24 protein-coding genes are annotated in these 24,676 nt (G+C 73.7%); 14 read left to right on the forward strand and 10 right to left on the reverse strand.

Annotated features, from left to right (window positions below):
- Nucleotides 1–167 precede the first annotated feature (167 nt).
- A complete protein-coding gene (locus ACFIF2_RS18785; RefSeq protein WP_395574013.1) occupies nucleotides 168–1,745 on the forward strand; it encodes a sodium:solute symporter family protein in 1,578 nt (525 codons plus the stop codon).
- Nucleotides 1,746–1,830: 85 nt separating this feature from the next.
- Here the strand turns inward: ACFIF2_RS18785 and ACFIF2_RS18790 are convergent, their stop codons facing one another.
- The 4 genes from ACFIF2_RS18790 to ACFIF2_RS18805 form a co-directional block, all read right to left on the reverse strand.
- Complete coding sequence (locus tag ACFIF2_RS18790) at nucleotides 1,831–2,238, reverse strand: VOC family protein (protein ID WP_395574015.1); 408 nt, start codon at nucleotides 2,236–2,238, stop codon at nucleotides 1,831–1,833.
- A gap of 29 nt (nucleotides 2,239–2,267) precedes the next feature.
- Nucleotides 2,268–3,383, reverse strand: a complete 1,116-nt coding sequence (locus tag ACFIF2_RS18795) for an ADP-ribosylglycohydrolase family protein (RefSeq protein ID WP_395574017.1) — start codon at nucleotides 3,381–3,383, stop codon at nucleotides 2,268–2,270.
- A 262-nt stretch (nucleotides 3,384–3,645) separates the two neighbouring features.
- Nucleotides 3,646–4,512, reverse strand: coding sequence for a helix-turn-helix domain-containing protein (locus tag ACFIF2_RS18800; protein WP_395574019.1), 867 nt, complete (start codon nucleotides 4,510–4,512; stop codon nucleotides 3,646–3,648).
- Nucleotides 4,513–4,737: 225 nt separating this feature from the next.
- Entirely contained in the window at nucleotides 4,738–5,169 is a 432-nt protein-coding gene (locus ACFIF2_RS18805; RefSeq protein WP_395574311.1) for an ATP-binding protein, read from the reverse strand.
- A gap of 116 nt (nucleotides 5,170–5,285) precedes the next feature.
- Between ACFIF2_RS18805 and ACFIF2_RS18810 the strand changes: the two genes are divergently transcribed.
- The 6 genes from ACFIF2_RS18810 to ACFIF2_RS18835 are packed head-to-tail and all read left to right on the forward strand — an operon-like array spanning nucleotide 5,286 to nucleotide 8,322.
- Nucleotides 5,286–6,098: a helix-turn-helix transcriptional regulator gene (locus tag ACFIF2_RS18810; protein ID WP_395574021.1), complete on the forward strand. Its 813-nt coding sequence runs from the start codon at nucleotides 5,286–5,288 to the stop codon at nucleotides 6,096–6,098.
- The gene (locus tag ACFIF2_RS18815) at nucleotides 6,095–6,283 is read left to right on the forward strand and encodes a DUF397 domain-containing protein (protein ID WP_395574023.1); all 189 of its coding nucleotides are present in this window, start codon (nucleotides 6,095–6,097) and stop codon (nucleotides 6,281–6,283) included. The genes ACFIF2_RS18810 and ACFIF2_RS18815 overlap by 4 nt, the downstream gene beginning before the upstream one ends.
- On the forward strand, nucleotides 6,280–6,471 hold the full coding sequence (locus ACFIF2_RS18820) for a DUF397 domain-containing protein (RefSeq protein WP_395574025.1): 192 nt from the start codon (nucleotides 6,280–6,282) through the stop codon (nucleotides 6,469–6,471). The genes ACFIF2_RS18815 and ACFIF2_RS18820 overlap by 4 nt, the downstream gene beginning before the upstream one ends.
- On the forward strand, nucleotides 6,468–6,659 hold the full coding sequence (locus tag ACFIF2_RS18825; RefSeq protein ID WP_395574027.1) for a DUF397 domain-containing protein: 192 nt from the start codon (nucleotides 6,468–6,470) through the stop codon (nucleotides 6,657–6,659). Before ACFIF2_RS18820 ends, ACFIF2_RS18825 begins: the two co-directional genes overlap by 4 nt.
- Nucleotides 6,660–6,694: 35 nt before the next feature.
- Complete coding sequence (locus ACFIF2_RS18830; RefSeq protein ID WP_395574029.1) at nucleotides 6,695–7,780, forward strand: tyrosine-protein phosphatase; 1,086 nt, start codon at nucleotides 6,695–6,697, stop codon at nucleotides 7,778–7,780.
- Between the two features lie 29 nt (nucleotides 7,781–7,809).
- The gene (locus ACFIF2_RS18835; protein WP_395574031.1) at nucleotides 7,810–8,322 is read left to right on the forward strand and encodes a DUF2165 domain-containing protein; all 513 of its coding nucleotides are present in this window, start codon (nucleotides 7,810–7,812) and stop codon (nucleotides 8,320–8,322) included.
- Here ACFIF2_RS18835 and ACFIF2_RS18840 read toward each other — a convergent pair.
- Complete coding sequence (locus tag ACFIF2_RS18840) at nucleotides 8,306–8,869, reverse strand: hypothetical protein (RefSeq protein WP_395574033.1); 564 nt, start codon at nucleotides 8,867–8,869, stop codon at nucleotides 8,306–8,308. The two genes, ACFIF2_RS18835 and ACFIF2_RS18840, sit on opposite strands and share 17 nt — an antisense overlap.
- Nucleotides 8,870–8,956: 87 nt before the next feature.
- Nucleotides 8,957–11,560: a bifunctional FO biosynthesis protein CofGH gene (locus ACFIF2_RS18845; RefSeq protein WP_395574035.1), complete on the reverse strand. Its 2,604-nt coding sequence runs from the start codon at nucleotides 11,558–11,560 to the stop codon at nucleotides 8,957–8,959.
- Nucleotides 11,561–11,767: 207 nt separating this feature from the next.
- Here ACFIF2_RS18845 and ACFIF2_RS18850 point away from each other — a divergent pair, with 207 nt between their 5' ends.
- Nucleotides 11,768–13,285, forward strand: a complete 1,518-nt coding sequence (locus ACFIF2_RS18850; protein ID WP_395574037.1) for a CehA/McbA family metallohydrolase — start codon at nucleotides 11,768–11,770, stop codon at nucleotides 13,283–13,285.
- Nucleotides 13,286–13,353: 68 nt separating this feature from the next.
- Here ACFIF2_RS18850 and ACFIF2_RS18855 read toward each other — a convergent pair whose 3' ends face one another.
- Nucleotides 13,354–14,154, reverse strand: a complete 801-nt coding sequence (locus ACFIF2_RS18855) for an endonuclease/exonuclease/phosphatase family protein (RefSeq protein ID WP_395574039.1) — start codon at nucleotides 14,152–14,154, stop codon at nucleotides 13,354–13,356.
- 94 nt (nucleotides 14,155–14,248) lie between these two features.
- Here ACFIF2_RS18855 and ACFIF2_RS18860 point away from each other — a divergent pair, with 94 nt between their 5' ends.
- From ACFIF2_RS18860 to ACFIF2_RS18870, 3 genes are all read left to right on the forward strand, one after another.
- A complete protein-coding gene (locus ACFIF2_RS18860; RefSeq protein WP_395574041.1) occupies nucleotides 14,249–14,674 on the forward strand; it encodes a nitroreductase/quinone reductase family protein in 426 nt (141 codons plus the stop codon).
- Nucleotides 14,675–14,753: 79 nt separating this feature from the next.
- Nucleotides 14,754–17,729, forward strand: coding sequence for an AfsR/SARP family transcriptional regulator (locus ACFIF2_RS18865; protein WP_395574043.1), 2,976 nt, complete (start codon nucleotides 14,754–14,756; stop codon nucleotides 17,727–17,729).
- A 210-nt stretch (nucleotides 17,730–17,939) separates the two neighbouring features.
- The gene (locus tag ACFIF2_RS18870) at nucleotides 17,940–18,131 is read left to right on the forward strand and encodes a hypothetical protein (protein ID WP_395574045.1); all 192 of its coding nucleotides are present in this window, start codon (nucleotides 17,940–17,942) and stop codon (nucleotides 18,129–18,131) included.
- Nucleotides 18,132–18,297: 166 nt separating this feature from the next.
- On the opposite strand, the gene ACFIF2_RS18875 is transcribed toward ACFIF2_RS18870, so the two are convergent.
- Together ACFIF2_RS18875 and ACFIF2_RS18880 are read right to left on the reverse strand one after the other, a co-directional pair.
- Complete coding sequence (locus tag ACFIF2_RS18875) at nucleotides 18,298–20,736, reverse strand: PQQ-binding-like beta-propeller repeat protein (RefSeq protein WP_395574047.1); 2,439 nt, start codon at nucleotides 20,734–20,736, stop codon at nucleotides 18,298–18,300.
- A gap of 190 nt (nucleotides 20,737–20,926) precedes the next feature.
- On the reverse strand, nucleotides 20,927–21,733 hold the full coding sequence (locus ACFIF2_RS18880; protein ID WP_395574049.1) for a VOC family protein: 807 nt from the start codon (nucleotides 21,731–21,733) through the stop codon (nucleotides 20,927–20,929).
- Nucleotides 21,734–21,855: 122 nt separating this feature from the next.
- Here ACFIF2_RS18880 and ACFIF2_RS18885 point away from each other — a divergent pair, with 122 nt between their 5' ends.
- From ACFIF2_RS18885 to ACFIF2_RS18895, 3 genes are all read left to right on the forward strand, one after another.
- Nucleotides 21,856–22,503, forward strand: coding sequence for a TetR family transcriptional regulator (locus ACFIF2_RS18885; RefSeq protein WP_395574051.1), 648 nt, complete (start codon nucleotides 21,856–21,858; stop codon nucleotides 22,501–22,503).
- A gap of 335 nt (nucleotides 22,504–22,838) precedes the next feature.
- Nucleotides 22,839–23,264 carry a pyridoxamine 5'-phosphate oxidase family protein gene (locus tag ACFIF2_RS18890; protein WP_395574053.1) on the forward strand — a complete coding sequence of 142 codons (426 nt, stop codon included), beginning with the start codon at nucleotides 22,839–22,841 and terminating at the stop codon, nucleotides 23,262–23,264.
- 31 nt (nucleotides 23,265–23,295) lie between these two features.
- Nucleotides 23,296–23,964 carry a pyridoxal 5'-phosphate synthase gene (locus tag ACFIF2_RS18895; protein ID WP_395574055.1) on the forward strand — a complete coding sequence of 223 codons (669 nt, stop codon included), beginning with the start codon at nucleotides 23,296–23,298 and terminating at the stop codon, nucleotides 23,962–23,964.
- Between the two features lie 21 nt (nucleotides 23,965–23,985).
- Here ACFIF2_RS18895 and ACFIF2_RS18900 read toward each other — a convergent pair whose 3' ends face one another.
- Nucleotides 23,986–24,597, reverse strand: coding sequence for a GNAT family N-acetyltransferase (locus ACFIF2_RS18900; protein ID WP_395574057.1), 612 nt, complete (start codon nucleotides 24,595–24,597; stop codon nucleotides 23,986–23,988).
- Between the last annotated feature and the right edge of the window lie 79 nt (nucleotides 24,598–24,676).

Consider the following 24,676-nt stretch of genomic DNA (forward strand, 5'->3'; position numbering starts at 1 on the left):
CAAGCCGAACCTTTTTACTTCCTCTTGACCTTCCCCTTCCTTGTCGTGCCCGCGTCGGCGCAACCACGATGAGCGGGCACTTCGCGGCCTGCCCCGTCCTCACCCCGCTCGTGCGAAGTGCCAGCCAGCTGAGCGGAGTTCACAAGGCGGACCCCGGAAGGGGGCACATGAACGGTCTCGACTGGTCCGTGCTCATCGGCTACTTCGCCGTCATGGTGGCGATCGGCGTGTGGTCGCACAAACGCGTGGACAACGTCAGCGACTTCTTCACGGCCGGCGGCAAGATGCCCTGGTGGCTGTCCGGCATCTCGCACCACATGTCGGGCTACAGCGCGGTGATGTTCACCGGGTACGCGGGCATCGCCTACACCTACGGCGTGACGTCCTTCGTGACGTGGTCCTTCCCGATCGCGCTCGGCATCGCCATCGGCTCCAAGCTGTTCGCGCCGCGCATCAACCGGCTGCGCTCGCGACTGCACGTGGCGTCGCCCCTGGAGTACCTGAAGAACCGGTACGACCTGCGCACCCAGCAGGCCCTGGCCTGGTCCGGCATGCTGCTGAAGATCGTGGACGTGGCCGCGAAGTGGGCGGCCATCGCCACGCTGCTGTCGGTCTTCACCGGCATCTCCCTGAACCAGGGCATCCTGATCACCGGCGTCGTCACGGGCGTCTACTGCACGATCGGCGGCCTGTGGGCGGACGCGCTGACGGAGCTGGGCCAGTTCGTCATCCAGCTGCTGGCCGGCGTCGCGATGTTCGTGGCCGTCGTCGTGAAGCTCGGCGACTACGGCGGCTTCTTCGGCGTCTGGGACGAGCCCGCCCTCGACGGCCACGCGAAGCCGCTGGTCGGCCCGTACGGCACGGTGTTCCTGCTCGCCTTCCTCTTCATCAAGCTCTTCGAGTACAACGGCGGCATGCTCAACCAGGCCCAGCGCTACATGGCCACGAGCAACGCCCGCGAGGCCACCCGGTCGGCGCGGCTGTCGGCGGTGCTGTGGCTGGTCTGGCCGCTGGTGCTGTTCTTCCCGATGTGGATGTCGCCGCTGCTGGTGGAGTCGCAGAAACCGGACGGTTCCGACTCGTACGCCCTGATGACCGAGCAGTTGCTGCCGCACGGTCTGCTGGGCCTGGTCATCGTCGGCTTCTTCTCGCACACCATGGCCATGTGCTCCTCGGACGCCAACGCCATCGCCGCGGTGTTCACCCGTGACGTGGCGCCGGTGCTCTCGGCGCGGGCCCGGGGCTGGAGCGAGCGGGCCGGGCTGATGGCGGCGCGGCTGGCGACGGTCGTCTTCCTGGGGCTGTCGATGGCGGTGGCGACGCAGGTCGACTCGCCGACGTTCAAGGACATCATCACCGTCGTCATCAAGTGGGTCGCCGGGCTGATGGGCCCGATCGCGATCCCGATGATGCTGGGTCTGCTGCGGCCCTTCCGCCGTTCGGGTCCGACGGCCGCGCTCACCAGCTGGGCGACGGGTCTGCTCGCCTTCTGGCTGGTCAACTACCCGATCCACTGGAACGTGGAGGGCGGGGTCCCGCTGGAGTACCAGGTGTCGATCCCGCTGGCCGTGTCGCTGGTCCTGTACGTCCTGATCGGCTACCTGAAGCCGGAGGACACCCCGGAGCGGCTCGCCATCATCGAGCGGCTCAACACGGACGACGACGCCTCCGGCGCGGCGGCCGCCGTCCCGGCGCCGGCCGGCGGGGTGGAGGACACAGCGGGACGCAGCAGGGTGGGCGACTAGGGCACGACCGGCCGGCGCCCCGGACGATCGGGGCGCCGGACGACCGGGGCGCCGGCCCGGATGCCGGTACGGGTGCCGGTACGGGTCAGACTTCCTGGATGCGGACCTGGTTGCCGGCCGGGTCCCGGACGGCGCAGTCGCGCACGCCGTACGGCTGCTCGGTCGGCTCCTGGACGATCTCGGCACCGGCGGCCCTCACCCGCTCGAAGACGCCGTCGAGGTCCTTGGTCGCCAGGAGGATCCAGCCGTAGGTGCCCTTGGCCATCATCTCGGCGACGGTGCGGCGCTCGGCGTCGGTGATGCCGGGGTCGACGGCGGGCGGCGCGAGGAGCAGCGAGGTGCCGGGCCGGTCGGCCGGGCCGACGGTGATCCAGCGCATCGCGCCCTGCCCGACGTCCTTGCGCACCTCGAAGCCGAGGACGTCCCGGTAGAAGGCGAGTGCCGCGTCCGGGTCGTCGTGCGGGAGCACGGTGGTGTGAATGCTGAGGTCCATGGCGGTCACGCTAGCGGCGGAGGCCGTCCCTACGCGCGCGGATACCGGGCCAGCCAGCCGGGGGACGAGCCCGCCGGGCCGTGGAGGGCGGGGCCCTGGGTCATCTCCATGGCGAAGTCGTCGGCCAGTTCCAGGATGGTCGGGCGGCCCTCCAGCTCGGCCAGCCAGGCGGGCGGGAGCGCCGTCTCGCCGTGCAGCGCGCCGAGCAGTCCGCCCGTCAGGGCGCCGCACGCGGAGGAGGGGCCGCCGTGGTTGACGGCGAGCCGCAGGCCGTGCCGTACGTCCTCGCCGACGAGCGCGCAGTACACGGCGGCGGCGACGATCCCTTCCGCCGTCGCCCCGCCGATCAGCTCGGTCACCCGGTCCGCCGTGGGCAGCCCCTGGCGCACGGCGCCCAGCGCGTGCTGCAGGGCGGCCGTCACGGCCTCGTGTCCCGGCCGGGCGGCGAGCAGGGCGAGCGCCCGCTGCACGGCCGCGTCCAGGCTCTCGCCGCGCGCCAGCCCGTGCACGATCACGGCGTACGCGCCCGCCGCCAGGTAGCCGCCGGGGTGGCCGTGGGTCTGCGCCGCGCACTCCACGGCGAGCTGGACGACCAGGTTCGGCTCCCAGCCGACGAGCAGCCCGAACGGCGCCGAGCGGGCCGCGGCCTCGGCTCCGCGCTCGCCGGGGTTCTTGGGCGCCTCGGGCGTACCCATCGTCTCGTCGCCCAGCCCGAGCAGCAGGGCGCGGGGCGCGTCCCGGCGGGCGTACAGCCACTCCTCGCGGGCCAGCCAGCCGTCCTCCTTGCGTCGCAGGTCGGGCCCCCAGTCACGCTGGGTGGCGACCCAGCGCCGGTACGCCCGGTGCAGGTCGGTCGGCGGGTGCCACGCGCCGGTGTCCCGGCGTACCTGGGCGCGGATCAGCCCGTCCACGGAGAACAGGGTGAGCTGGGTGAGGTGGGTGACCGCGCCGCGCCGGCCGTGGGCGGGGGCCGGGTCGGTGAGGCCCGCCGCGCCGTGGGTCTCGCGGATGGCGTCGAGGTCCAGCCGGTCGACCGGGGCCCCGAAGGCGTCGCCGACGGCCGCCCCGAGCAGCGTCCCGCGCACCCGGCTGCGGAAGTCCTGCTGCTCGGCACGTCCCCAGACGGCACCGGCTGTCGAGCCCACCCGGACCTCCCCTCGACACCGACACGGCCCGTTCGTACGACGCCCAGCACTGTATTCGAACGGAAGTGATCGGATCAGGGCCGTGGCGTGTGGAAACGTTCACGTACCGCCCCCCGGACGGAGTGCTGCGGGCCGGGACGGTGCTCGCGGTCGTCCGGAGGGTGACTGTGTGAGCCGAAAAGCGTGAGCAGTCCGGCCGTGAGTGTCATCGGGCTGCTCGGATGAGCCCGTGGAGGACACTTCGCCGTCGGGTGTTCACGCTTTATGCGGCTGCCTGCCTCTCCGCGAGGGCCTCGCGGCAGTCGCGGCAATGGCCGGGGAGCGGGGAGCGGAAGGCGCGGTCGCAGTCCTCGCAGGTCTGGAGCGGGTCGGGGCGGGGCGCGGGAGCGGCGGGCCTGGTCACGGGCAGGGCAGGGGGGAGGTCGGCGGTGAGTCGTCGCTCCAGGAAGGCCGCCGGGCGGCGGATCGGGTCCTGGGGCAGGCCGGAGGTCAGGGTCCGCACCACCGCGCTCCCGGGCACGCCGCGCTCCAGCCAGACGGTCACCAGGGGCGCGAGCCGCCGGACGTCCCGTTCGGACAGCAGCAGGCGGGGGTCATGGACCCGGAGACGGACGAGTAGCCGAGCCGCGGCACCCCACCCGCCCTCCGGCACCGGGACACCACCGCCCGCACCCGACGACGCCGGGGCGCGGTCGGCGTCCGCTCCCGGGGCGGCGAAGCCGGGCGTGGGCGGCGAGGGGGGCGACACGGCAGGTGACCGTGCGGCCACCAGGAGCGCGCGGGGCTTGTTGCGGGAGACCGTCCGGGTCACGACCCGGCCCGATGGAAGACGCTCCTTGGTGCGTGCGAGGTAACCGTGCTCCTCCAGCTCCCGCAGGGCGGCGGCGATGCGGATCTCGCCCTCGGGGAACCTGCCCGCCAGCGCCTTGATCCCGACCGGGGCCCCGGCGGGCAGCGACTGGATGTGGACGGCCAGGCCGATCGCCGTCAGCGACAGCTCGCGGTGCTGGAGGAGGTGGTTGCCGACCACGGTGAAGTGATCATGGTGGGGGTGGTTCTCGTGCTCGACGCCACCGGGGTGACGGCCGGACGCCGGACGCGCCTGCGCGCTAGGGTTCTGCTCAGTCATCAGGAAGGGTCCACTTCCTCGGTGATCAGGCCCTCGCAGTGGGATGCCAGTCCCGGCGGGGGCCGAATCATGTCTGGGTACGTTGCGGCAGACGCTGCACCATGAACGCCTCGCCGCGCCAGCCGAGTTGAGGTCTTTCACTCCGGAGAGTGATCGACGGGGACGGCAGGGGCTGGTTCGGTTCTTTCCCCGGTTCTTTGGTCTTTGGCGTCGCGTCCGACCGGGTCACGTCCGGCCGCGACCCGGTGACACCTCGGCCCAGACGGTCTTGGCCGGGGCCGGCCCCTCGTCGACGCCCCAGCGGTCCGCGTACGCCGCCACGAGGCACAGTCCCCGCCCGGTTTCCGCGCCCTCGGGGGCCGGGTCGGGGAGACGCGGGACCCGGTCACCCCGGGCGTCCGTGACCTCAATGCGGAGGGTGCCGCCGGGGAGCATCCGCAGGGCCAGCCGGAAGTCCCGCCCCGGCACCCGGCCGTGCAGCACGGCGTTCGCCGCCAGCTCGGCGACGATCTGCACGGCCTCCCCCGGCGGCACTCCCCAGTCGTCGAGTTGGCGCTCCGCGAGCAGGCGCGCGAGCCGGGCGCCCCTGCGCGTGGCGGACAACTGGACCACGAAGTGCGGTGGGTTCGGGGCGAGAGAGGAGTCCATTTTCTGCATCACGTCACCCAGCGTGGCCGCCCGTCCCTACCCTGAACAGCAACGACCTCGGTACCGAGCGTGACTGTCCGGGTGCCCGCCGTGGTCGTACGGGTCGTACGCCGGAAGGGGAAGACATGGAGGACGAGGAGGCCGCGGCCGTACTGAAGGCGGTCGGGCGGCAGATCAAGGTATGGCGCGAGGCTGCGGACATGCGACAGGCCGAGTTGGGCGCCGCCATCGGGTACAGCGAGGAGATGGTCTCTTCGGTGGAGCGCGCGCGGAGGATTCCCAAGGCGGACTTCCTGGACAAGGCCGACGAGGTGTTGCGGGCGGGCGGGAAGCTCGCGGCGATGAAGGAGGACGTGGAGAAGGCGCGGTATCCGAAGCTGGTCCGGGACCTGACCAAGCTGGAGGCCGAGTCCGTCGAGATGGGCGCCTACGCCAGCCACCACGTACACGGCCTGCTCCAGACACCGGAGTACGCGGAGGCGCTGTACTCCATGCGGCGGCCCGCTTACACCGATGACGAGATCGAACGTCACGTCGCCGGGCGCATGGCGCGGAAGGTCGTCTTCGAGCCCCAGCCCCGGAGGACGATCACCTTTGTGCTGGAGGAGGTGACATTGCGACGGCCTTACGGGGGAACAATGGTGCTGCGCCGTCAGCTCGAGCACCTGCTTGAGATTGCCGCGTTGCGACATGTCGAACTCCAGGTGATGCCTACGGACCGGCAGGAACACGCGGGTGTGATGGGTTCGTTCCGACTGCTGAAGCTCCGGGACGGCAAGACGCTCGGGCACTCGGAGGGTCAGCTGTACAGCCGGGTGATCCACGATCCTCGGGAGGTCCAGATCCTCGAACTGCGCTATGGCATGATCCGGGCGCAGGCTCTCACCCCCCGGGAGTCGCTGGCCTTCATCGAGAAAGTGCTGGGAGAAGAGGCATGACCTCACTGGAGTGGTTCAAGAGCAGCTACAGCGGCAACGACGGCCCCGACTGCGTCGAGGTCGCCATACCCCCCGCCGACACCACCGTCCACGTCCGCGACTCCAAGAACCCCGAAGCCGCGCACCTCTCCTTCACCGACGCCTCCTGGACCGCCTTCGTCGGAGCCGTCGGAGACAAGACATGACCCCCACGCTGAAGTGGTTCAAGAGCAGCTACAGCAGCAACGACGGCCCTGATTGCGTGGAGGTCGCCATAGCCTCCCTCACCCCCGCCGTCCACGTCCGCGACTCCAAGGACACGACCCGCCCGCCGCTCTCCTTCACCGGCGTGTCCTGGACCGCGTTCGTCGGAGCCGTCGGAGACAAGTCATGACCCACGCGCTGAAGTGGTTCAAGAGCAGTCACAGCGGCAGCGACGAGCCCGATTGCGTCGAGGTCGCCGTGACCTCCGTCGACACCACTGTCCACGTCCGCGACTCCAAGGCCCCCGGCACCGCCCGTCTGACGTTCGCCGACGCCTCCTGGTCCGCGTTCGTGCACGCCGTGTACATGATCCGTTAGCGGCGTGCCCGTTCGGTCGATGAACGATCTCGGCCATGACGAACAAGACACGTGTCACCCTGGCCTGCGCCCTGTCGGCCGCCGCGCTGCTCACCGGTGTCGTGGCCCCGGCCGCCTCGGCCGCCCCCGCCGCTCACGGCCACGCGCACCCCGGTCACTCCGCGCGGCAGATACCGTTCACCGCCGCCGAGGTGACCGCGCGGGACGACGGCACGTACACGATCACGTGGAACGCCCCCGGCGTCCGCGAGGTCGCCGTGCGGGCGGGCGGGCGTACCGTCGCGACGGGCAAGTCGGCCGGGAAGGTCACCGTGTCCGGGCTGCCCGCGGCCGACCGGCAGTGGTTCGACCTGGTCCCCGACCGGGGGCAGCGGCTGCGGCTCGCCGACCGGCTGATCGAGCTGGACGGCGCGGTCAACTTCCGGGACGCGGGCGGCTACCGCACCAAGGACGGACAGTGGGTGCGCATGGGCGCCGTGTACCGCACCGACTCCCTGGACAAGCTCACCGACGCCGACCTGGCCAAGCTGAAGCGGCTCGGCATCTCCGTCGACTACGACCTGCGCTCCGCGTCCGAGCGCGCGTCGGCCCCGGACCGCATCCCCGCCGGGGTGCGGTACGTCGTCGCGGACGTCCTCGGCGACGACTCCCCCGTCTTCACCATGCCGACGACGGCCGCCGAGGCCGAGCAGATGATGATCGACGGCGAGAGGACCATGGTCAGCGGCGCGAACGCGAAGGCCGCCTACTCCACCGTGTTCTCCGGCCTCGCCCGCGACGCCGACGGCACCCTGTACCACTGCACCGCGGGCAAGGACCGTACCGGCTGGGCCAGTGCCGCCCTGCTCACCGCGCTCGGTGTGCCGCGCGAGACGGTCATGGCGGACTACCTGGCGTCCAACGAGTACCGTGCCGAGGCCAACGCCGCCGCCCTCGCCTCCATGCCCGCGCAGCAGGCCGCGGTCTACAAGCCGATGCTCGACGTGCGCGCCGCGTACCTGAACTCCGGTTTCGACGAAGTCGAGGACGCTTACGGCTCGTTCGCCGCGTACGAGAAGAAGGCGCTGGGCCTGGACGGGCGGGAGCTGCGCCGGCTCAAGGCGGATCTTCTGGTGGGCTGACCGGGAGCAGCATGGGGAAGGGAGAGGTCATGACCACCACCAGACACCCCCTTTCCCTCGCCGCGACCGTCCTCACCGGCGTGCTCGCCCTCTACATCGCCCTCGTCGCCTTCGGGAACATCACGGACTTCGGGACCAACCAGCAGTTCGTGCGGCACGTCCTCGCGATGGACACGACGTTCAAGGACGACGACCTGATGTGGCGGGCGATCACGAACAAGGGCGTCCAGGACGCCGCGTACGTCGCGATCATCGTGTGGGAGACGGTCGCCGCGCTCGTGCTGATCTACGCGACCTGGCTGTGGATACGCCGGGACCACCCGGCCGCGCGGCGCATGACCACGTACGGTTCGCTGATGCTGATGCTGCTGTTCGGGGCCGGGTTCATCGGGATCGGCGGCGAGTGGTTCTCGATGTGGCAGTCGGCGGACTGGAACGGCCTGGAGGCCGCGACCCGGGTGTTCCTGATCAGCGGGGTCGTGCTGATCGTCGCCCACCTGCCCGGCGAGCACCGGCAGGCGGAGGCTAGCCGACGACCGTGACCTTCGTGCCGGCGGTCGCGAACTCCCAGACCGCCGTGCCGTCGGCCTTGCTCAGCCGTATGCCGCCCGTCTTCGCACCGGAGGCGGGCGGAGGGGGCGAGGAGCCGTCGACGGCGTTGGAGAAGGCCACCGAGACGCCGTCCTCCAGGGCGAAGTAGACGATCTGCTCGATCCGGACACCGTCCGAGCCGGTCGTCGCGCCCTCGGTGCGGGTGCCGACCGTGTAGGTGCCGGGCTCGGGGTCGACCGTGCCCGGCCACACCGTGAACGTCCGGCGCGCGGCGTCGCTGGCGTCGACCAGCCAGACCCGCTTCTGGTCGAGCGAGTAGACGATGCGCCGGCCGGTCCCGGAGCCGTCCGGCACCCGGGCCGGGGCGGTCTCCTCCGGCGTCGGCTTCGCGTCCGCCGACACCGAGGGGCCGGGCCTGACGGCCGCCGCCGTGGGGTGGGGGCCCTGGTCCGCCTGTACGGCCAGGACGCTCACCGCCGCTATCGCCCCCACGGTCAGACCGGAGACCCAGGCCCATGAGGGAAGTCGGGCTGGCACGGGCACGCATCTCCTCAGCTACGAGAACCCCGACACACCGGGGGCCCGATCATCGTACTGCGGGCGGCCCGTGCCCCGGCCCGGACGTCAGTCCAGCACCGGCAGCAGCTCCGGCAGGTGACCGTCCGACGCCGCCGCCGCCCGCTGCCGCTCCTCGGGGACCGGGCCGTACAGCGTGGTCCGGGGCTTCGCCGGGCGGCCCGCCGCGTCCGCGACCGCGATCAGGTCCTTGACCGACTTGTACGAGCCGTAGGAGGAGCCCGCCATGCGGGAGATCGTCTCCTCCATCAGCGTGCCGCCGAGGTCGTTGGCGCCGGAGCGGAGCATCTCCGCCGCCCCCTCGGTGCCCAGTTTCACCCAGCTTGTCTGGATGTTGGGGATGTGCGGGTGGAGGAGGAGGCGGGCCATCGCCGTGACCGCGCGGTTGTCGCGCGGGGACGGGCCGGGCCGTGCGATGCCCGCCAGGTAGACGGGCGCGTTGGTGTGGATGAAGGGGAGCGTCACGAACTCCGTGAAGCCGCCCGTGCGCTGCTGGACGCCGGCGAGGGTGCGCAGGTGGCCGAGCCAGTGGCGGGGCTGGTCGACGTGGCCGTACATCATCGTGGAGGAGGAGCGGATGCCCAGTTCGTGGGCCGTCTCGATGACCTCGATCCACGTCGCCGTGGGCAGCTTGCCCTTGGTGAGGATCCAGCGGACCTCGTCGTCGAGGATCTCGGCGGCCGTGCCCGGGACGGAGTCCAGCCCCGCCTCCTTGGCCGCGCTCAGCCACTCGCGGATCGACAGGCCGGTGCGCGTCGCGCCGTTGACGACCTCCATGGGCGAGAAGGCGTGCACGTGCATGCCCGGGACGCGCTCCTTGACCGCCCTCGCGATGTCGAAGTACGCGGTGCCCGGCAGGTCCGGGTGGATGCCGCCCTGCATGCAGACCTCGACCGCGCCGACCTCCCACGCCTGCTGCGCGCGGTCGGCGACCTGCTCCAGGGAGAGCGTGTAGGCGTCGGCGTCGGTGCGGCGCTGGGCGAAGGCGCAGAAGCGGCAGCCGGTGTAGCAGACGTTGGTGAAGTTGATGTTGCGGGTCACGATGTACGTGACGTCGTCGCCGACCGCCGTGCGGCGGACGTCGTCCGCGATCCGGCACAGGGCGTCCAGCGCCGGGCCGTCGGCGTGCAGCAGGGCCAGCGCCTCGTCGTCGGTCAGCCTGGTCGGGTCGTCGGCGGCCGTCGCCAGCGCGGCGCGTACGTCGGTGTCGATGCGCTCGGGGGCCATGCCGGGGGCGGCGGCCTCGCGCAGGGCGCCCCAGTCGCCGTACACCTCGTCGAAGTCGTCGCGGCGGTCCGAGGTGCGGCCCTCGGTGTCGATGGAGGCGTGCAGGTCGGTGCGGCCGGTGGCGGTGAACACCTCGTCCGGTTCCTGCCAGGGGTGCCCCTCGACCACGGCGTCCGCGCGCGCCAGGCCCGTCGCCGGGTCGGCGAGCGCGGCCACGTGCGGGCGCAGGCGCGGGTCCAGCCAGGGTTCGCCGCGCCGGACGAACTCCGGGTAGACGCAGAGGCGCTCGCGCAGAGTGAAGCCGGCCGCCCGGGACTTCTCGGCGAGTTCGTCGATGCGCGGCCAGGGGCGTTCGGGGTTGACGTGGTCGATGGTGAGCGGGGAGACGCCGCCCCAGTCGTCGATACCGGCGCCGATCAGCCGTTCGTACTCGGAGTCCACCAGGTTCGGGGGCGCCTGGAGGCAGGCGGACGGGCCCATGATGTGCCGGGCGACCGCCACCGTGGCGACGAGTTCGTCCAGTTCCGCGTCGGGCATGCCGCGCATCGCCGTGTCCGGCTTGGCGCGGAAGTTCTGGATGATCAGTTCCTGGATGCCGTGGTAGGCCCGGGAGACGCGGCGGAGCGCGAAGAGGGACTCGGCCCGCTCCTCGTACGTCTCGCCGATGCCGATGAGGAGGCCGGAGGTGAAGGGGACGGAGGAGCGGCCGGCGTCCTCCAGGACGCGCAGCCGGACGGCCGGTTCCTTGTCCGGGGAGCCGTGGTGGGGGCCGCCGGGCTCGGACCACAGGCGGGTCGCGGTGGTCTCCAGCATCATGCCCATGGACGGCGCGACGGGCTTGAGCCGCTGGAAGTCCGTCCAGGTCAGGACGCCCGGGTTGAGGTGCGGGAGCAGCCCCGTCTCCTCCAGGACGCGGATCGAGATCGCGCGGACGTAGGCGATCGTGTCGTCGTAGCCGTGCGCGTCCAGCCACTCCCTGGCCTCCGGCCAGCGGTCCTCGGGCTTGTCGCCGAGGGTGATCAGGGCTTCCTTGCAGCCGAGGGCCGCGCCCTTGCGGGCGATGTCGAGGACCTCGTCCGGCGACATGAACATCCCGTGGCCGTCCCGGCGCAGCTTGCCGGGGACGGTGACGAAGGTGCAGTAGTGGCACTTGTCCCGGCACAGCCGGGTCAGCGGGATGAAGACGCTCTTCGAGTACGTGATGACGCCCGGCCGGCCGGCGGCCTCCAGGCCCGCGTCCCGGACCCGGGCGGCGGACGCGGCGAGGTCGTCGAGGTGCTCGCCGCGCGCCTGGAGGAGCACCGCGGCCTCGGACGCGTCGAGGGCGACGCCGTCCCGGGCGCGTTTGAGGGCGCGACGCAGGGAGTTCTCGGTGGGGCCGGTGGGGTCGGCGGGTCCGGTTCCGGAGGTCGCGGAAGTCGTCATCCTTCGAGCATACGAGCGGGGTGATCGGGACGCGGCGCCCGTCCGGCCGCCCCACCGGACGGCCGCCCGCTCTCAATCCTCTCTCTATCCTCTCGCTATCCTCCGAACCCCTTTCCTTGCACGGGAGTTCACGGCTCAATACGAGGGTTGCACGCACCACCCTGCACCACCCATGTCCGTCACCCACGACACCTTGGGAGCAGCAGCATGTGCGAGGACGACCACGCCGGGATCGGCAGACGCGCGGTGTTCGTGACGGGAGCCGCCGCCGCGCTCACGTTGGGAACCGTGACCTTCGCCTCGGCGGCACCCCGGGAGCGGCGGACCAGGACGGTGCGCGGCACCCTGCCCACCGGTTCGCCCGACTTCGTGTACGTCCCCGTCGAAGTCCCGGCCGGGGTCCGGGAGATCCACGTCGCCTACGCCTACGACCGTCCCGCCGTCCCGGCCGGCACGGCGGGCAACGCCCTCGACATCGGCCTGTTCGACGAGCGCGGCACCGGCCTGGGCGGCCGGGGCTTCCGCGGCTGGTCGGGCGGCGCGCGCACGGAGTTCTTCGTCCGCGCGGACGACGCGACGCCCGGCTACCTTCCCGGCCCGGTGCGGCCGGGCACCTGGCACGTGGCGCTCGGCCCGTACACGGTGGCTCCGCAGGGGCTGGCGTACGAGATCACGATCACGCTGACGTACGGCGAGCAGGCGCGGACCGTGCCGCCGGTGTACCCGCCCGCGCGGGCCAAGGGGCGGGGCCGGGCCTGGTACCGGGGCGACTGCCACCTGCACTCCGTGTACTCCGACGGCCGCTACACGCTCGCCGAGATCGCGTCCCTCGCCCGCCGGGCGGGCCTGGACTTCATCAACTCCTCGGAGCACAACACGCACTCCGCGCACGCGCACTGGGCCGAGGTGGCGGGCGACGACCTGCTGGTCCTGCTGGGCGAGGAGGTGACGACCCGCAACGGGCACGTCGTCGCGCTCGGCACCGACCCGGGCACCTTCGTCGACTGGCGCTACCGGGCCCGTGACAACCGCTTCGGCCGGTTCGCCCGGCAGATCCGCCGCGCCGGCGGCCTGGTCGTCCCGGCCCACCCGCACGCCACCTGCATCGGCTGCAACTGGAAGTTCGGGTTCGGGGAGGCGGACGCGGTCGAGGTGTGGAACGGCGCCTACACGCCCGACGACGAGGTGGCGCTGGCCGACTGGGACGGCATGCTGGCCGCCTCGGTGCGGGACGGGCGCGGCGAGGGTGGCTGGATCCCGGCGATGGGCAGCAGCGACTCCCACCGCGCGCCGGACGTGATCGGGCGCCCGCAGACCGTCGTCCTCGCCGACGACCTGACCCGGGAGGCGATCCTGGAGGGCATCCGGGCGGGGCGGTCGTACGTCGCCGAGTCGGCGAAGGTGTCGCTGGCGTTCACCGCGTCCGGCGGCCGGGGCGAGCACGCCGGGATCGGCGAGCGGCTGCGCGTGGACGGCGACACCCCGGTCACCGTGCGCCTGGAGGTGACGGGCGCCCCGCGCTGCACGGTCCGGTTCGTCACGGACCAGGGGGTGCTGTTCACGAGCGCGCCGCTGCCGGTGTCCGGTGCGGGCGTCGTCGAGTGGCGGACGACCGCCTCGTACGCGGCGTACGTCCGGGCCGAAGTGCGGCACGAGGCGGCGGCGGGCCCGGTGCCGGGGGCGCTCGCGGCGTTCACGAATCCCGTGTTCCTGGGGTCGCGGTAGGTCCACGGCGGGCCGGCCGGGAGAAGGCGCCCTCGCGGACGGGGCACGGCGTCCTCGCGCGCGGTCCGTCAGCTCCCGGCCAGGTCCGCGACGACCGCCGCGTGGTCGGAGGGCCATACGCCGTCCAAGGGACCGTCGCCCGCCCGCCGTACGGCACGGACCCGGCCGAGTCCGTCCGGTCCGGGCGGGCCCACGCAGACGTAGTCGATCCGCGCGCCCGGCACCGGCCCGTTCGCGACGTACGGGTTGCCGCCGCCCCAGGTGCCGGACGGGGCCGACGGGTCGGCGTGGTCCCAGGCGTCGCGCAGGGCGGCCCGCCCGCCGGTGAGGAGCCGGATCTCGGCGGAGTCCGCGACGGCGTTGAAGTCCCCGGTCACGACGGGCGGGAAGGGGGTGCCGCGGCCGTGCCCGGCGACGAAGCCGGCGAGCGCGGCGGCCTGTTCGCGGCGCACCGCCGAGGCCTGCCCGCCCGAGTTCAGGTGGGCGGTGAAGAACGGCACCGGGTGGCCGGGCGCGTCCAGGAGGGTGTGGAACGCGAGGCGTCCGTCGTCGAGTTCCGCGGGCGCGGGCAGCCGCAGCGCCGCCCGCTCCACCACGGGCCAGCGGCTGAGCACGGCGGTGCCGATGCCGACCGTGTCGTCCCCGATCCGCCGCTGCCACCGCTCGGGCGCCTCGGAGGCGGCGAAGGCGCAGTGCAGGCCGAGTTCGCCGGCCAGCCACTCGGCGAGGTTCGCGCCGTCGTCGGCGGCCCACACCTCCTGGAGTCCGACGACGTCGGGCCGCAACTCCCGGAGCACGGCGAGGATCGCCTTCTGCCGGTCGGCCCACGGCCCGAACCGCCACCACAGATTCCAGGTCACGACCCGCACGACCGCACCACCCGTCTCCTCGCCCCGCCCTGGCCTTACCTCTGAGATTCTCCGGAGAACATGGAGACACACGAGACGGGAGAGTGAACGAACGGTGTCGAAGCCGAGCGGAGCCGAGAGGAAGTACCGGGCCGTCACGGCCGTGCAGCGCCGCCTCAACGCCGTCCTGCGGCGCCTGCCCGCCCAGACCCTGCTGGAGACCACCGGCCGCGTCTCCGGCCTGCCCCGCCGCACGCCGGTCGGCGGACGCCGGGTCGGCGACTCCTTCTGGCTGGTGTCGGAGTTCGGAGAGCGGTCCCAGTACGTCCGCAACATCCGGGCCGATCCGCGGGTGCGGGTCCGCGTCCGGGGCCGCTGGTACCCGGGGACGGCCCGCCTGCTGCCCGACGACGACCCGATCGCGCGCCTGCGGCGCCTCCCCCGCTTCAACAGCCTCGCGGTACGGGCCATGGGGAGCGGCACCGGGCTGCTGACGGTGCGGGTGGACCTGGAGGGGCGGGAGCAGGTGAGGGACCTGTGAGTGGCGTCTCCCACGGCTGACGCGGTCGGCATGAACAAGGCAAACTGACCTGGTTGCTCAGGATGTCTAGGGGGACTGCATGGACGGTGTACCGCGGATTCCGGAGCAGCGGCGTCTCCGATCCGCCGCGGAACCGGAGGAATCGGCGGCGCTGCGCTTCGGTGTGCTCGGCCCCGTGCGCGCCTGGCGCGGCACCGAGCCGCTGGCCACCGGCTCCCCCCAGCAGCGCGCCCTGCTGGCCGCGCTGCTGCTCCGTGAGGGCCGTACGGCCACGGCCGCCGAGCTGATCGACGCCCTGTGGGGCGAGGAATCGCCGTCGCAGGCGCTGGCGGCGGTCCGCACGTACGCGTCCCGGCTGCGGAAGGTCCTCGACCCCGGCGTCCTGGTGAGCGAGTCGGGCGGGTACGCCGTGCGGGGTCTGGCCGACGGGGCGCTGGACCTGGCCGCGGCCCAGGACCTGGCCGCCGAGGCGGAGAAGGCGCGCGGCGCCGGTGACCTGTGCCACGCCCGCGACGTGCTGCGCCGCGCGCTGGCGCTGTGGGACGGCGAGGTGCTGGCAGGCGTCCCCGGCCCCTACGCGCAGGCGCAACGCGTCCGCCTGGAGGAGTGGCGGCTGCAACTCCTGGAGACCCGCCTCGACATGGACCTGGAGCAGGGCTGCCACGCGGAGGCCGTCTCGGAACTGACGGCCCTCACGGCGGCGCACCCCCTGCGGGAACGCCTGCGGGAACTGCTCATGCTGGCCCTCTACCGCAGCGGCCGCCAGGCCGAGGCGCTCGCCGTCTACGCGGACACGCGGCGCCTGCTCGCCGACGAACTCGGCGTCGACCCGCGCCCCGGCCTCCAGGAACTCCAGCAGCGCATCCTCCAGGCCGACCCGGCGCTGGCCGAACCGCCGGCACCGGCCGCCGCCCGGACGGCACCGCCGCCGGTCCGCCCGGCCCAGCTCCCCGCCACCGTCGCGGACTTCACCGGACGCGTGTCCTTCGTGCGGGAGCTGAGCGACGTCCTGTCCTCGGCGTCCGGGGACGCCGGCGCGGGCCGCGTGATGGCGGTCTCCGCCCTGGCCGGCATCGGCGGCGTCGGCAAGACCACCCTCGCGGTGCACGTCGCCCACCAGGCGCGGGCCGCCTTCCCCGACGGACAGCTCTACGTCGACCTCCAGGGCGCGGGCGCGCGGGCGGCGGAACCGGAGACGGTGCTGGGCGCCTTCCTGCGCGCCCTGGGCACGGCCGACTCCGCCATCCCCGACTCGCTGGAGGAGCGGGCCGCCCTCTACCGCTCGGTCCTGGACGGCCGCCGCGTCCTCGTCCTCCTCGACAACGCCCGGGACGCCGCCCAGGTGCGCCCGCTGCTGCCCGGCACGGAGGGCTGCGCGGCGCTGGTGACCTCGCGGGTGCGGATGGTGGGCCTCGCCGGGGCGCACCTGGTCGACCTGGACGTGATGTCCCCGGAGGAGGCGCTGACGCTCTTCACCCGGATCGTGGGCGAGGAGCGGGTCGCCTCCGAACGGACGGCGGCCCTGGACGTGGTCGGGGCCTGCGGCTTCCTGCCCCTGGCGATCCGCATCGCGGCCTCCCGCCTCGCCGCCCGCCGCACGTGGACGGTCGCGGTCCTCGCCGCGAAACTGGCGGACGAGCGGCGCCGCCTGGACGAGCTGCAGGCCGGCGACCTGGCCGTCGAGGCCACCTTCGAACTGGGCTACGGCCAGCTGGAACCGGCCCAGGCCCGGGCCTTCCGGCTCCTCGGGCTGGCCGACGGCCCGGACCTCTCCCTGCCGGCCGCGGCGGCGGTGCTGGACCTCCCCCCGGAGGACACCGAGGACCTCCTGGAGTCCCTGGTGGACACCTCGCTGCTCGAGTCGGCGGCGCCCGGCCGCTACCGCTTCCACGACCTGGTCCGGCTCTACGCGCGTGCCTGCGCGGAACGCGACGAGCACCCGCCGAGCGAGCGGGGGGCCGCGCTGTCGCGGTTGCTGGACTTCTACCTGGCCACGGCGGCGGGCGTCTACGCCATCGAGCGGCCCGGGGACCGGCTGGTGGACGGCCTGGAGCCGACGGAGTACCCGGGGCTGACGTTCACCGAGGGGTCGGCGGCGCTGGACTGGCTGTACAGCGAGGCGGCGCCGCTGCTGGCCTGCGTACGGCAGTCGGTGGGGACGGACCGGCTGCGGCGCGCGGTGGACCTGCTGTGGGCGGCCAAGGACCTGACGGAGTCCGGGGCCGACTCCCGCCAGTACGAGGCGACGGCCAGGGCGATGTGCGACGCCACCGCCGCCGCCGGGGACCCGCGTGCGCAGGGCAGGGCGCGGACCACCCTCACCAACGTGCTGCTCGTCTCCGGGCGGATCCAGCAGGCGGGCGAGCAGGCGGAGAAGGCCATGGCGCTGGCCCAGTCCGCGCGGGACTCGACCGCCGTCAGCTGGGTCGCCAACGACCGCGGGCTCATCTGCCTGCACCAGGGCCGGTACGCGGACGGGCGGGCGTTCCTGGAGCAGGCCATCGAGGGCTACCGGGCGGCCGGCAACCGGGCCGGCGAGGCGCTCAGCCTGTGCAACCTCTCCCGCGCCCACCTGGGCATGGACAACACCGCGAAGGCGGTGGCCATCGCGCACCGCGGACTGACCGCGCAGCTCGACATCGGCCGGACGATGCGCCTGGCCAACGGCCACTTCACCCTGGGCGTCGCGCTGACCGCGGCCGGCCGGCACGGCGACGCCCTCAGCCAGTTCACCGACGCCCTGCGCATCTTCGAGGAGCACCGGCAGCGGCTGTGGCAGGGCACGACCCACTTCCGGGTCGCCGAGGTGCATCTGGCGGCCCGCCGTCCCGCGCAGGCCGCCCGGCACGCCGAACAGGCCCTCGCGCTCGGCTGCATCGGCGGTGACCGCATGCGGGGCAACGTCCTGACGCTGCTGGGGCGTTCGCTGTCCGCGCTCGGGCAGGCGGACCGTGCCCGGGCCTGCTGGCAGGAGGCCCTCAACCTGTACCAGCAGTGCGGCGCGCCCCAGGCGGCCGAGGTGCGGGCCCTGCTGACCCCGCTGACGGCCGCCTGAGCGACCCGGCTCGCGGGGCGGATACGGGCGTTCAGCGTTCGTTTATCGGCCTCGGGCAGTGTGGTTCCCGTCACCGTCGCGTCGGGGGGCAGGCGGTGACCGGGAGCCCGGGAAGTATCGTGCGGCTCCGAACGCCCGTCCGGCGGCCCGCGGGGGAGCTACCGGGCGGGCGTTGCTCACCCGCCGACTTCGCAGCGAAGGACTGAAGACATGAGCGACCAGACCAAGGACGCGCAGGCCACCACGCAGGACAACGCCATGCCCACGCCGCCGGCGAAGGACACGGCCGTCACCACGCTCGACAACGCCATGCCGACGCCGCCTGCGAAGGACGCCGTCACGACGATGGACAACGCCATGCCGGCGCCGCCCGCGCTGGACCTGGACGGCGACGGCAAGTAGACCGTCCCGCCCCACGGGGGATCGGCCGCGGCGGCGCGGAGGGGGAGCCGCCGCGGCCGACGTGTGTCCGAGGGCAGCGGGCCGACGCGAGCGGGTCACAGGAGCGGACGGCTCCGGTGGCCCGCTCCTGCCCGGCCCGCTCCCGCCCGGCCCGGCTCCCCCCGGCTCACGTCGTGCGGGCCGTCCCCGTGCCCTTCTCCGCGTCCAGGGCGTAGACGCAGCGGTCCTTGCTGCACGCGTACACGATGCCGTCCCGCACCACCGGGGAGCCGGTGATCTCGCCGCCCGTGGCCAGCTTCCAGCGGAGGCGGCCGTCGTCGGCCTTGAGGGTGTAGAGCAGGTGGTCCGTGGAGCCGAAGTGGATGCGTCCCTCGGCGACCGCGGGAGCGCCCACGATGTCGCCGCCCGCCTGGAAACGCCACTTGGGGGTGCCGGTCACCGCGTCCAGGGTGTAGAGGCCCTTGCCGCTGCCCACGTGGACGTGGCCGGCGGCGACCAGGACCGGGTCGGTGGAGGAACGGGCCTCGGTCGCGATCCGCCAGCGGTCGCGGCCGTCGGTGGCGTCGAGGGCGTAGACCGTGCCGAGGTAGTCGGCGAGGTAGACGCCGCCGCCGGTCACCGCGGGGCCCGGCACGAAGACGGGCGGGGCGAGGAAGACCGCCGGGGCCTCGAAGTGCCAGCGGACGTGGCCGGACGCGATCTCCAGGGCCAGCACGCGGGTGCCCGCGCAGACATAGACGTAACCGTCGGGGGCGGGGGCGACCCGGACCGGGACGCCGCCGCAGGAGGCGGCGTCACCGATCGGGTACGACCAGCGCTCGTCGCCGGTCCGGGCGTCCAGGGCGCGCAGCCGGGCGTCCTGCCAGACGTACACCGTGCCGTCGTGGAGCGTCGCGCCCGCCTCCGGGGACTCGAAGTCGGTCTGGCAGCCGGTGATCTCCCACAGCTTCTGGCCGCCCGACGCCTCGTACGCCTGGACGCCGCCGCCGCGGGTGGCGGTGACGACGGTGCCCCGGCCGGCCTGGAGGGAGTACACCCAGGCGTCGGTCCGCACCCGCCACAGGTCGGCGCCCTCGCGGGCGTCCAGGGCGAAGAGGGTCGGGCCGTCGGAGGCGTGGACCCGGCCGTCCGCGACCGCCATCGACCAGGCGACGTCCCGGGTCTTGAAGCGGCGGCGTCCGGTGGCCACGTCCAGGGCGTGCACCTCGAAGGAGGTGACGTAGACCAGGTCCCCGGCGACGGAGGGCGTGCCCCAGACGTCGTTGGACATGCGGAAGCGCCAGGGGCGCCAGCCCGCCGGGGACGCCTCGGGCGGTGCGGCGGGAGCGGCCGATGGCGCCGGTACGGCGGCGTCGGCGCCGTTGACACCGGGGCGGGGGCGGGACCAGGACGCGGCGAGCGCGGACTCCGGCGGGGGCGCCGCGACGGCCGCGGCGCGCATGTCGGCGACGCGCGGTCCCGGCCCGATGGGCACGGGGGCCCCGGCCAGCCGGACCGGGCCGTTGTCGGGGGCGCCGGTGGGCGCGGGCACCGGCGGGGCGTGCACGGGCGGCGCCGGTACGACGGGGTCGTGCGAGGGCGGCGGCGGGAGCGGAGGCGCGGGGACGGCGGGCCGGGCGCCGGCCGGGCCACCGGCACCGGCACCGGCGCCGCCACCGGCCGCACCGCCGCCGCGGCCGCCGGCCGTCGTGGCGAGCTTGGCCACGGCGCGGCCTCCCCGGCGCGTCTCGATCAGGCCCACCGCCCGCTCGGGCAGCCACGCCGACGCCGTACCGCTGTCGTCCGAGCCGGAGCCGAACAGGTGGGGCGCGAGCTGCGCCTGGAGGTCGGCCGGGCCCGGCCGGGCCGTGGCCTCCATCTGCATGCAGGACTCGATGAGCGGGCGCAGCTCGTCGGGGAGGCCTTCGAGGTCGGGGCCCTCGCGCAGCAGCATGAAGACGGTCTCGACCGGGTTGGCACCGTGGAAGGGCGGGTGCCCGGTGGCGGCGAAGACCAGCATCGAGCCGAGCGAGAACACGTCGCTGGCGCCGGTGACGCTGCGGGAGTCCTTCGCCTGCTCCGGGGACATGTAGGCGGGGGTGCCGACGGCGACGTTCGTCATCGTCAGGCGGGTGTTCGAGACGCCGGACGCGATGCCGAAGTCGATCACGCGGGGGCCGTCCTCGACGACGAGGACGTTGGAGGGCTTCAGGTCGCGGTGGACGAGCCCGGCGCCGTGGATCGACTGGAGCGCCTCCGCGACGCCCGCCGCCAGCCAGCGCACCGCCTGGGCCGGCAGCGGCCCGCACTCGTTCACTATCTCCTCGAGGGAGGGTGCGGGGACGTACGCCGTGGCCAGCCACGGGACCGCCGCGCGCGGGTCGGCGTCGACGACCGCCGCCGTGTAGAAGCCGGAGACCGCGCGGGCCGCCTCCACCTCGCGCGTGAAGCGGACGCGGAACAGCTGGTCCTCCGCCAGCTCCGTGCGGACCGTCTTGATCGCCACGCGCCGGCCGGACGCCGAGCGCGCGAGATAGACCAGCCCCATGCCGCCGGCCCCGAGCCGGCCCAGCACCTCGAACGGCCCGATCCGCCGCGGATCGTGCTGCGTCAGCTGATCCACCACTTGCCTGCCACCTCCCCGTACGAGCCGCGCCACCCACATATGCACGCGACCGAAGTGCAGCGTCTCACCACCGCAGCTCCGTGGCGGCACGCACCCTGATTCTTCCTGTCCGAGCCGCTGGTGGCGAACCTGGGGACAATCGGGGTGTCTCGCCCCATCTCGGGCGGTCTCAGCGTCATCTCGGGCGGTCTCAGCGTTGCAGCAGCGCGAACGACGCCCCCTGGTCGTCGGAGACCACGGCCACCCCGCCGTACGACGTCTCGAACGGCGGTACCCGTACCCGTCCGCCGAGCCGGGCCACCGTGCCGAGCGCTGCCTCGGCGTCCCGGACCAGGAAGTGGACGAGGAAGTGCGGCGGCATCTCGGCGGGGAAGACGCCCAGGACCGGGGCGCGGCCGAAGTCGGGGGCCGCGTCCGGGCCGAAGAGGGCGTCGTGGAACAGGTCGCCGTAGAAGGCGTTGGCGGCCTCGGTGTCCCGGGTGTACAGCTCGGCCCAGGCGAAGGTGCCCGGTGCGTGCCGGCGCCCGAAGCCCGGGTGGGTGCCCGGCTGCCAGAGGCCGAAGACGGCGCCCTCGGGGTCGGCGACGAGCGCGGTGGTGCCCAGGCCGCCGACCGGGTGGGGCGGGGTGACGATCTGGCCGCCGCCCGCCCGGATCCGCCCGGCCAGCGCCGCCGCGTCCGGGGTGTGGAAGTACACCGACCACACGGTGGGCATCCGGCCGTCCGTCTTGCGTACGAGCGCGGCGACGGGCTCCCCGTCCAGCCGCGCCCATACGGTCTCCCCCGCCGTCTCCTCCTCCCCTTCCTCCCCCTCCTCGAAGGTCCACCCGAAGAGACCGCCGTAGAAGCGCTTGCCCGCCTCGACATCGGCGAGCTGGGCGTCCACCCAGCAGGGGACGCCTTCCGCGGGGGCGGCGGGGGACTTCCGGGAGGGCGCGGGGGAGGTGGCGGACGGGTCGCTGGATGTCCGTTTCGCGGACGCACCGTTTTCGGCCATGCCGTCAACGTAACCGCGCCGCCCGCACCGCGCAGACCAGGCACACCAGCCTCTCTCCGCCCGCGCACCCCATTTGCAGTCGGCCGAATCGCGCTCGGATCCCCCGTCGGTAAGCTGACGGCATGACAGGACAAGTGCGTACCGTCGACGGCCGCGTGGCCGGTCGACGTGGGCAGGCGACCCGGCAGAAACTGCTCGACTGCCTCAGCGACATGCTCAGCTCCTCCCCCTACCGCGATGTCAAAGTCATCGATGTCGCCCGCAAGGCCGGCACCTCGCCCGCGACCTTCTACCAGTACTTCCCGGACGTCGAGGGCGCCGTCCTGGAGATCGCCGAGGAAACCGCCGCCGAGAGCGCCGGGTTGGCCGAGCTGACGGCCGGCCGCGCGTGGACCGGCAAGGCGGGCTGGCAGACGGCGCAGGAACTCGTCGACGGATTCCTGGAGTTCTGGCGGAAGAACGACGCCATCCTCCGCGTCGTCGACCTGGGCGCGGCCGAGGGCGACAAGCGGTTCTCCAAGCTCCGGATGAAGATCCTGAACTCGGTGAACGCCTCCCTCGCCGACTCCGTCGCCGAGCTGCAGGCCAAGGGCCGGGTCGACAAGGACGTGAACCCGGCGGCCATCGCCGGTTCCCTGGTCGTCATGCTGGCCGCCGCGGCCTCGCACCAGAAGGGGTTCTCCGCCTGGGGCGTCAAGCAGGCGGAACTCAGGCCCAGCCTGGCCCTGTTGACGTACCTGGGCGTCACCGGCAAGAAGCCCGCCAAGTAGCACCGCCGGACAGTACGCCGGGCGGTACGCCCCGCACAGCCTGTCATCCCCGCCGCGCCCCGCGTCGTCCGCGCCGTCCGCGTCGTCCCGCGTCCCGCGTCCCGCGTCCCGCGTCCTGACCCTCGCGCCCCGCCCCGCATCCCCGCGCGTGCCTCGCGCCCCGTGATCCCCGCGCCCACCGCGTTCCGCGGCCCCCGCACCCCGCGCCCCGCGCAGCCGGCGTCCGGCTCCGTCCGGCTCCCCGGACCACCGCCGTACCCCGTGAGGGGAACAGCCCCGCGTCCGGCCGCTGTTGAGCAAAGCACCGACGCCCGTACCCGCTGGAGGAGACCGCGATGGCCCTGACCCGCGAAGAGCGCGAGACGTTCCTGGCCGAACCCCGCATCGCCGCGCTGGCGGTCGACGCGGAGGCGGGCCGCGCCCCGCTGACCGTGCCGATCTGGTACCAGTACGAGCCCGGCGGCGACGTGTGGATCATGACCGGCCTCGACAGCCGCAAGAACCGGCTGATCAAGGCGGCGGGACGGTTCTCCCTGATGGTGGACCGGCTGGAACCGACGATCCGCTACGTGTCGGTGGAGGGGCCGGTCGTCGAGACGGTCCCCGCCACGGAGCGGGACCTGCGGGAGATCTCCGCCCGCTACCTCCCGGCCGACAAGGTCGACGGATACGTCGCCTTCGCCGCCGCCGACCACGGCGAGCAGGTCATCGTGCGCATGCGGCCCGAGCGGTGGGTCTCCTCCGACCTCGGCTCGGTGTGAGAGCTGACGAGAGACCCCGCACAATCGGCCCATGGGAACCGAGCTGCACGAACTGCTGAGGTCACTGCGGGTGTGGGCGCCCGAGGCCACCGAACTGCCGCCCTTCGACCCGGCCACCGCGCCCGGCGACCCGCTGGAGCTGTTCACCCGGTGGTTCGCCGAGGCGGTGGCGGCCGGGCAGACCGAGCCGCACACCATGTCGCTGGCGACCTCGGACGCCCAGGGCCTGCCGGACTCCCGCATCGTGATGCTGCACGGCGCGGACGCGGACGGCTGGTCCTTCGCCACGCACGCCGGCAGCCGCAAGGGCCGCCACCTCGCCGCCCGCCCGTACGCCGCGCTCGTCTTCTACTGGCCGGTGCTGGGCCGGCAGGTGCGCGTCCGCGGCCCCGTCTCCGTCGCCCCGGCGGCCGAGGCGCACGCCGACCTGCACGCGCGGTCGACCGGTGCGGTGGCCGCCGCCCTCACCGGACGGCAGAGCGAGGACCTGGAGTCCCCGGACGCGCTGGACCGCGCCTCGCGGGCGGCCTGGGAGCGGGCCGGGCGGGAGCCGGACGTGCCCGTGCCGACCTGGACGCTGTACCGGCTGCTCCCCGACGAGGTGGAGTTCTTCCAGGGCGACGCCCGCCGCCGCCACGTACGGCTGGCCTACCGGCGGGCCGGGGACGGAGGCTGGGGCACGCGGCTGCTGTGGCCGTGAGCGGGCGGTCGTGAGCGGCGGTCAGCGCACGTCGGGCGCCGGCGGCTCCGGGTCCGTCGCGAGCCGGGCGTGCAGGTGGGCGTCGCGGAACCCGTCGTGCCGGCCGGCCTCGAACATCGCTCCGCGCAGCGTGCCCTCGTAGGCGTATCCGCAGCGTTCGGCGATCCGGCAGGAGGCGGTGTGGCCGTCGGCGTGGCCCAGTTCCAGGCGGTGCAGGCCGAGTTCCGTGAACGCCCAGCGCGAGGCGAGGAGCAGGGCGCGGGTGGCGACGCCCCGGCCGCGGGCCTCGGGGAGCACCCAGTAGCCGACCCGGGCCAGCTTCAGCGGCAGGCTGATCTCGTTGACGCCGAGGTGCCCCAGCGTCGTACCGCTGTCCCCGTCGGTGATCCGGAACGACGCGGACCGGCCCTCCCTGGCCTCCCTGGCCCGGGCGCGCAGCGACTCGCGGGCGCCGGCGAGGTCGCTCCACAGCTTCAGCGGCGTGTTCCAGCGCTGGAAGTCGGGGTCCAGGATGCCGCGCAGCCACGTCTGCGCGTCCGCGTCGGAGCCGGCGTCCCAGGACCGGAGGTGGAGGCCGTGTCCGCGCGGCTCGGTGAGGGTCGGGGCGAGGGTGTGCAGGGATGTGTGGGGCATCGGGCCATTCAAGCCGACGCCCTCGGGGCGGGGCCCGTCGGTTTCCCGGCGGTGTCGAGGCGGTGTCCCGGCGGTCGTG

The sequence above is a fragment of the Streptomyces sp. BK79 genome (assembly GCF_044142145.1).
Lineage (GTDB): Bacteria > Actinomycetota > Actinomycetes > Streptomycetales > Streptomycetaceae > Streptomyces.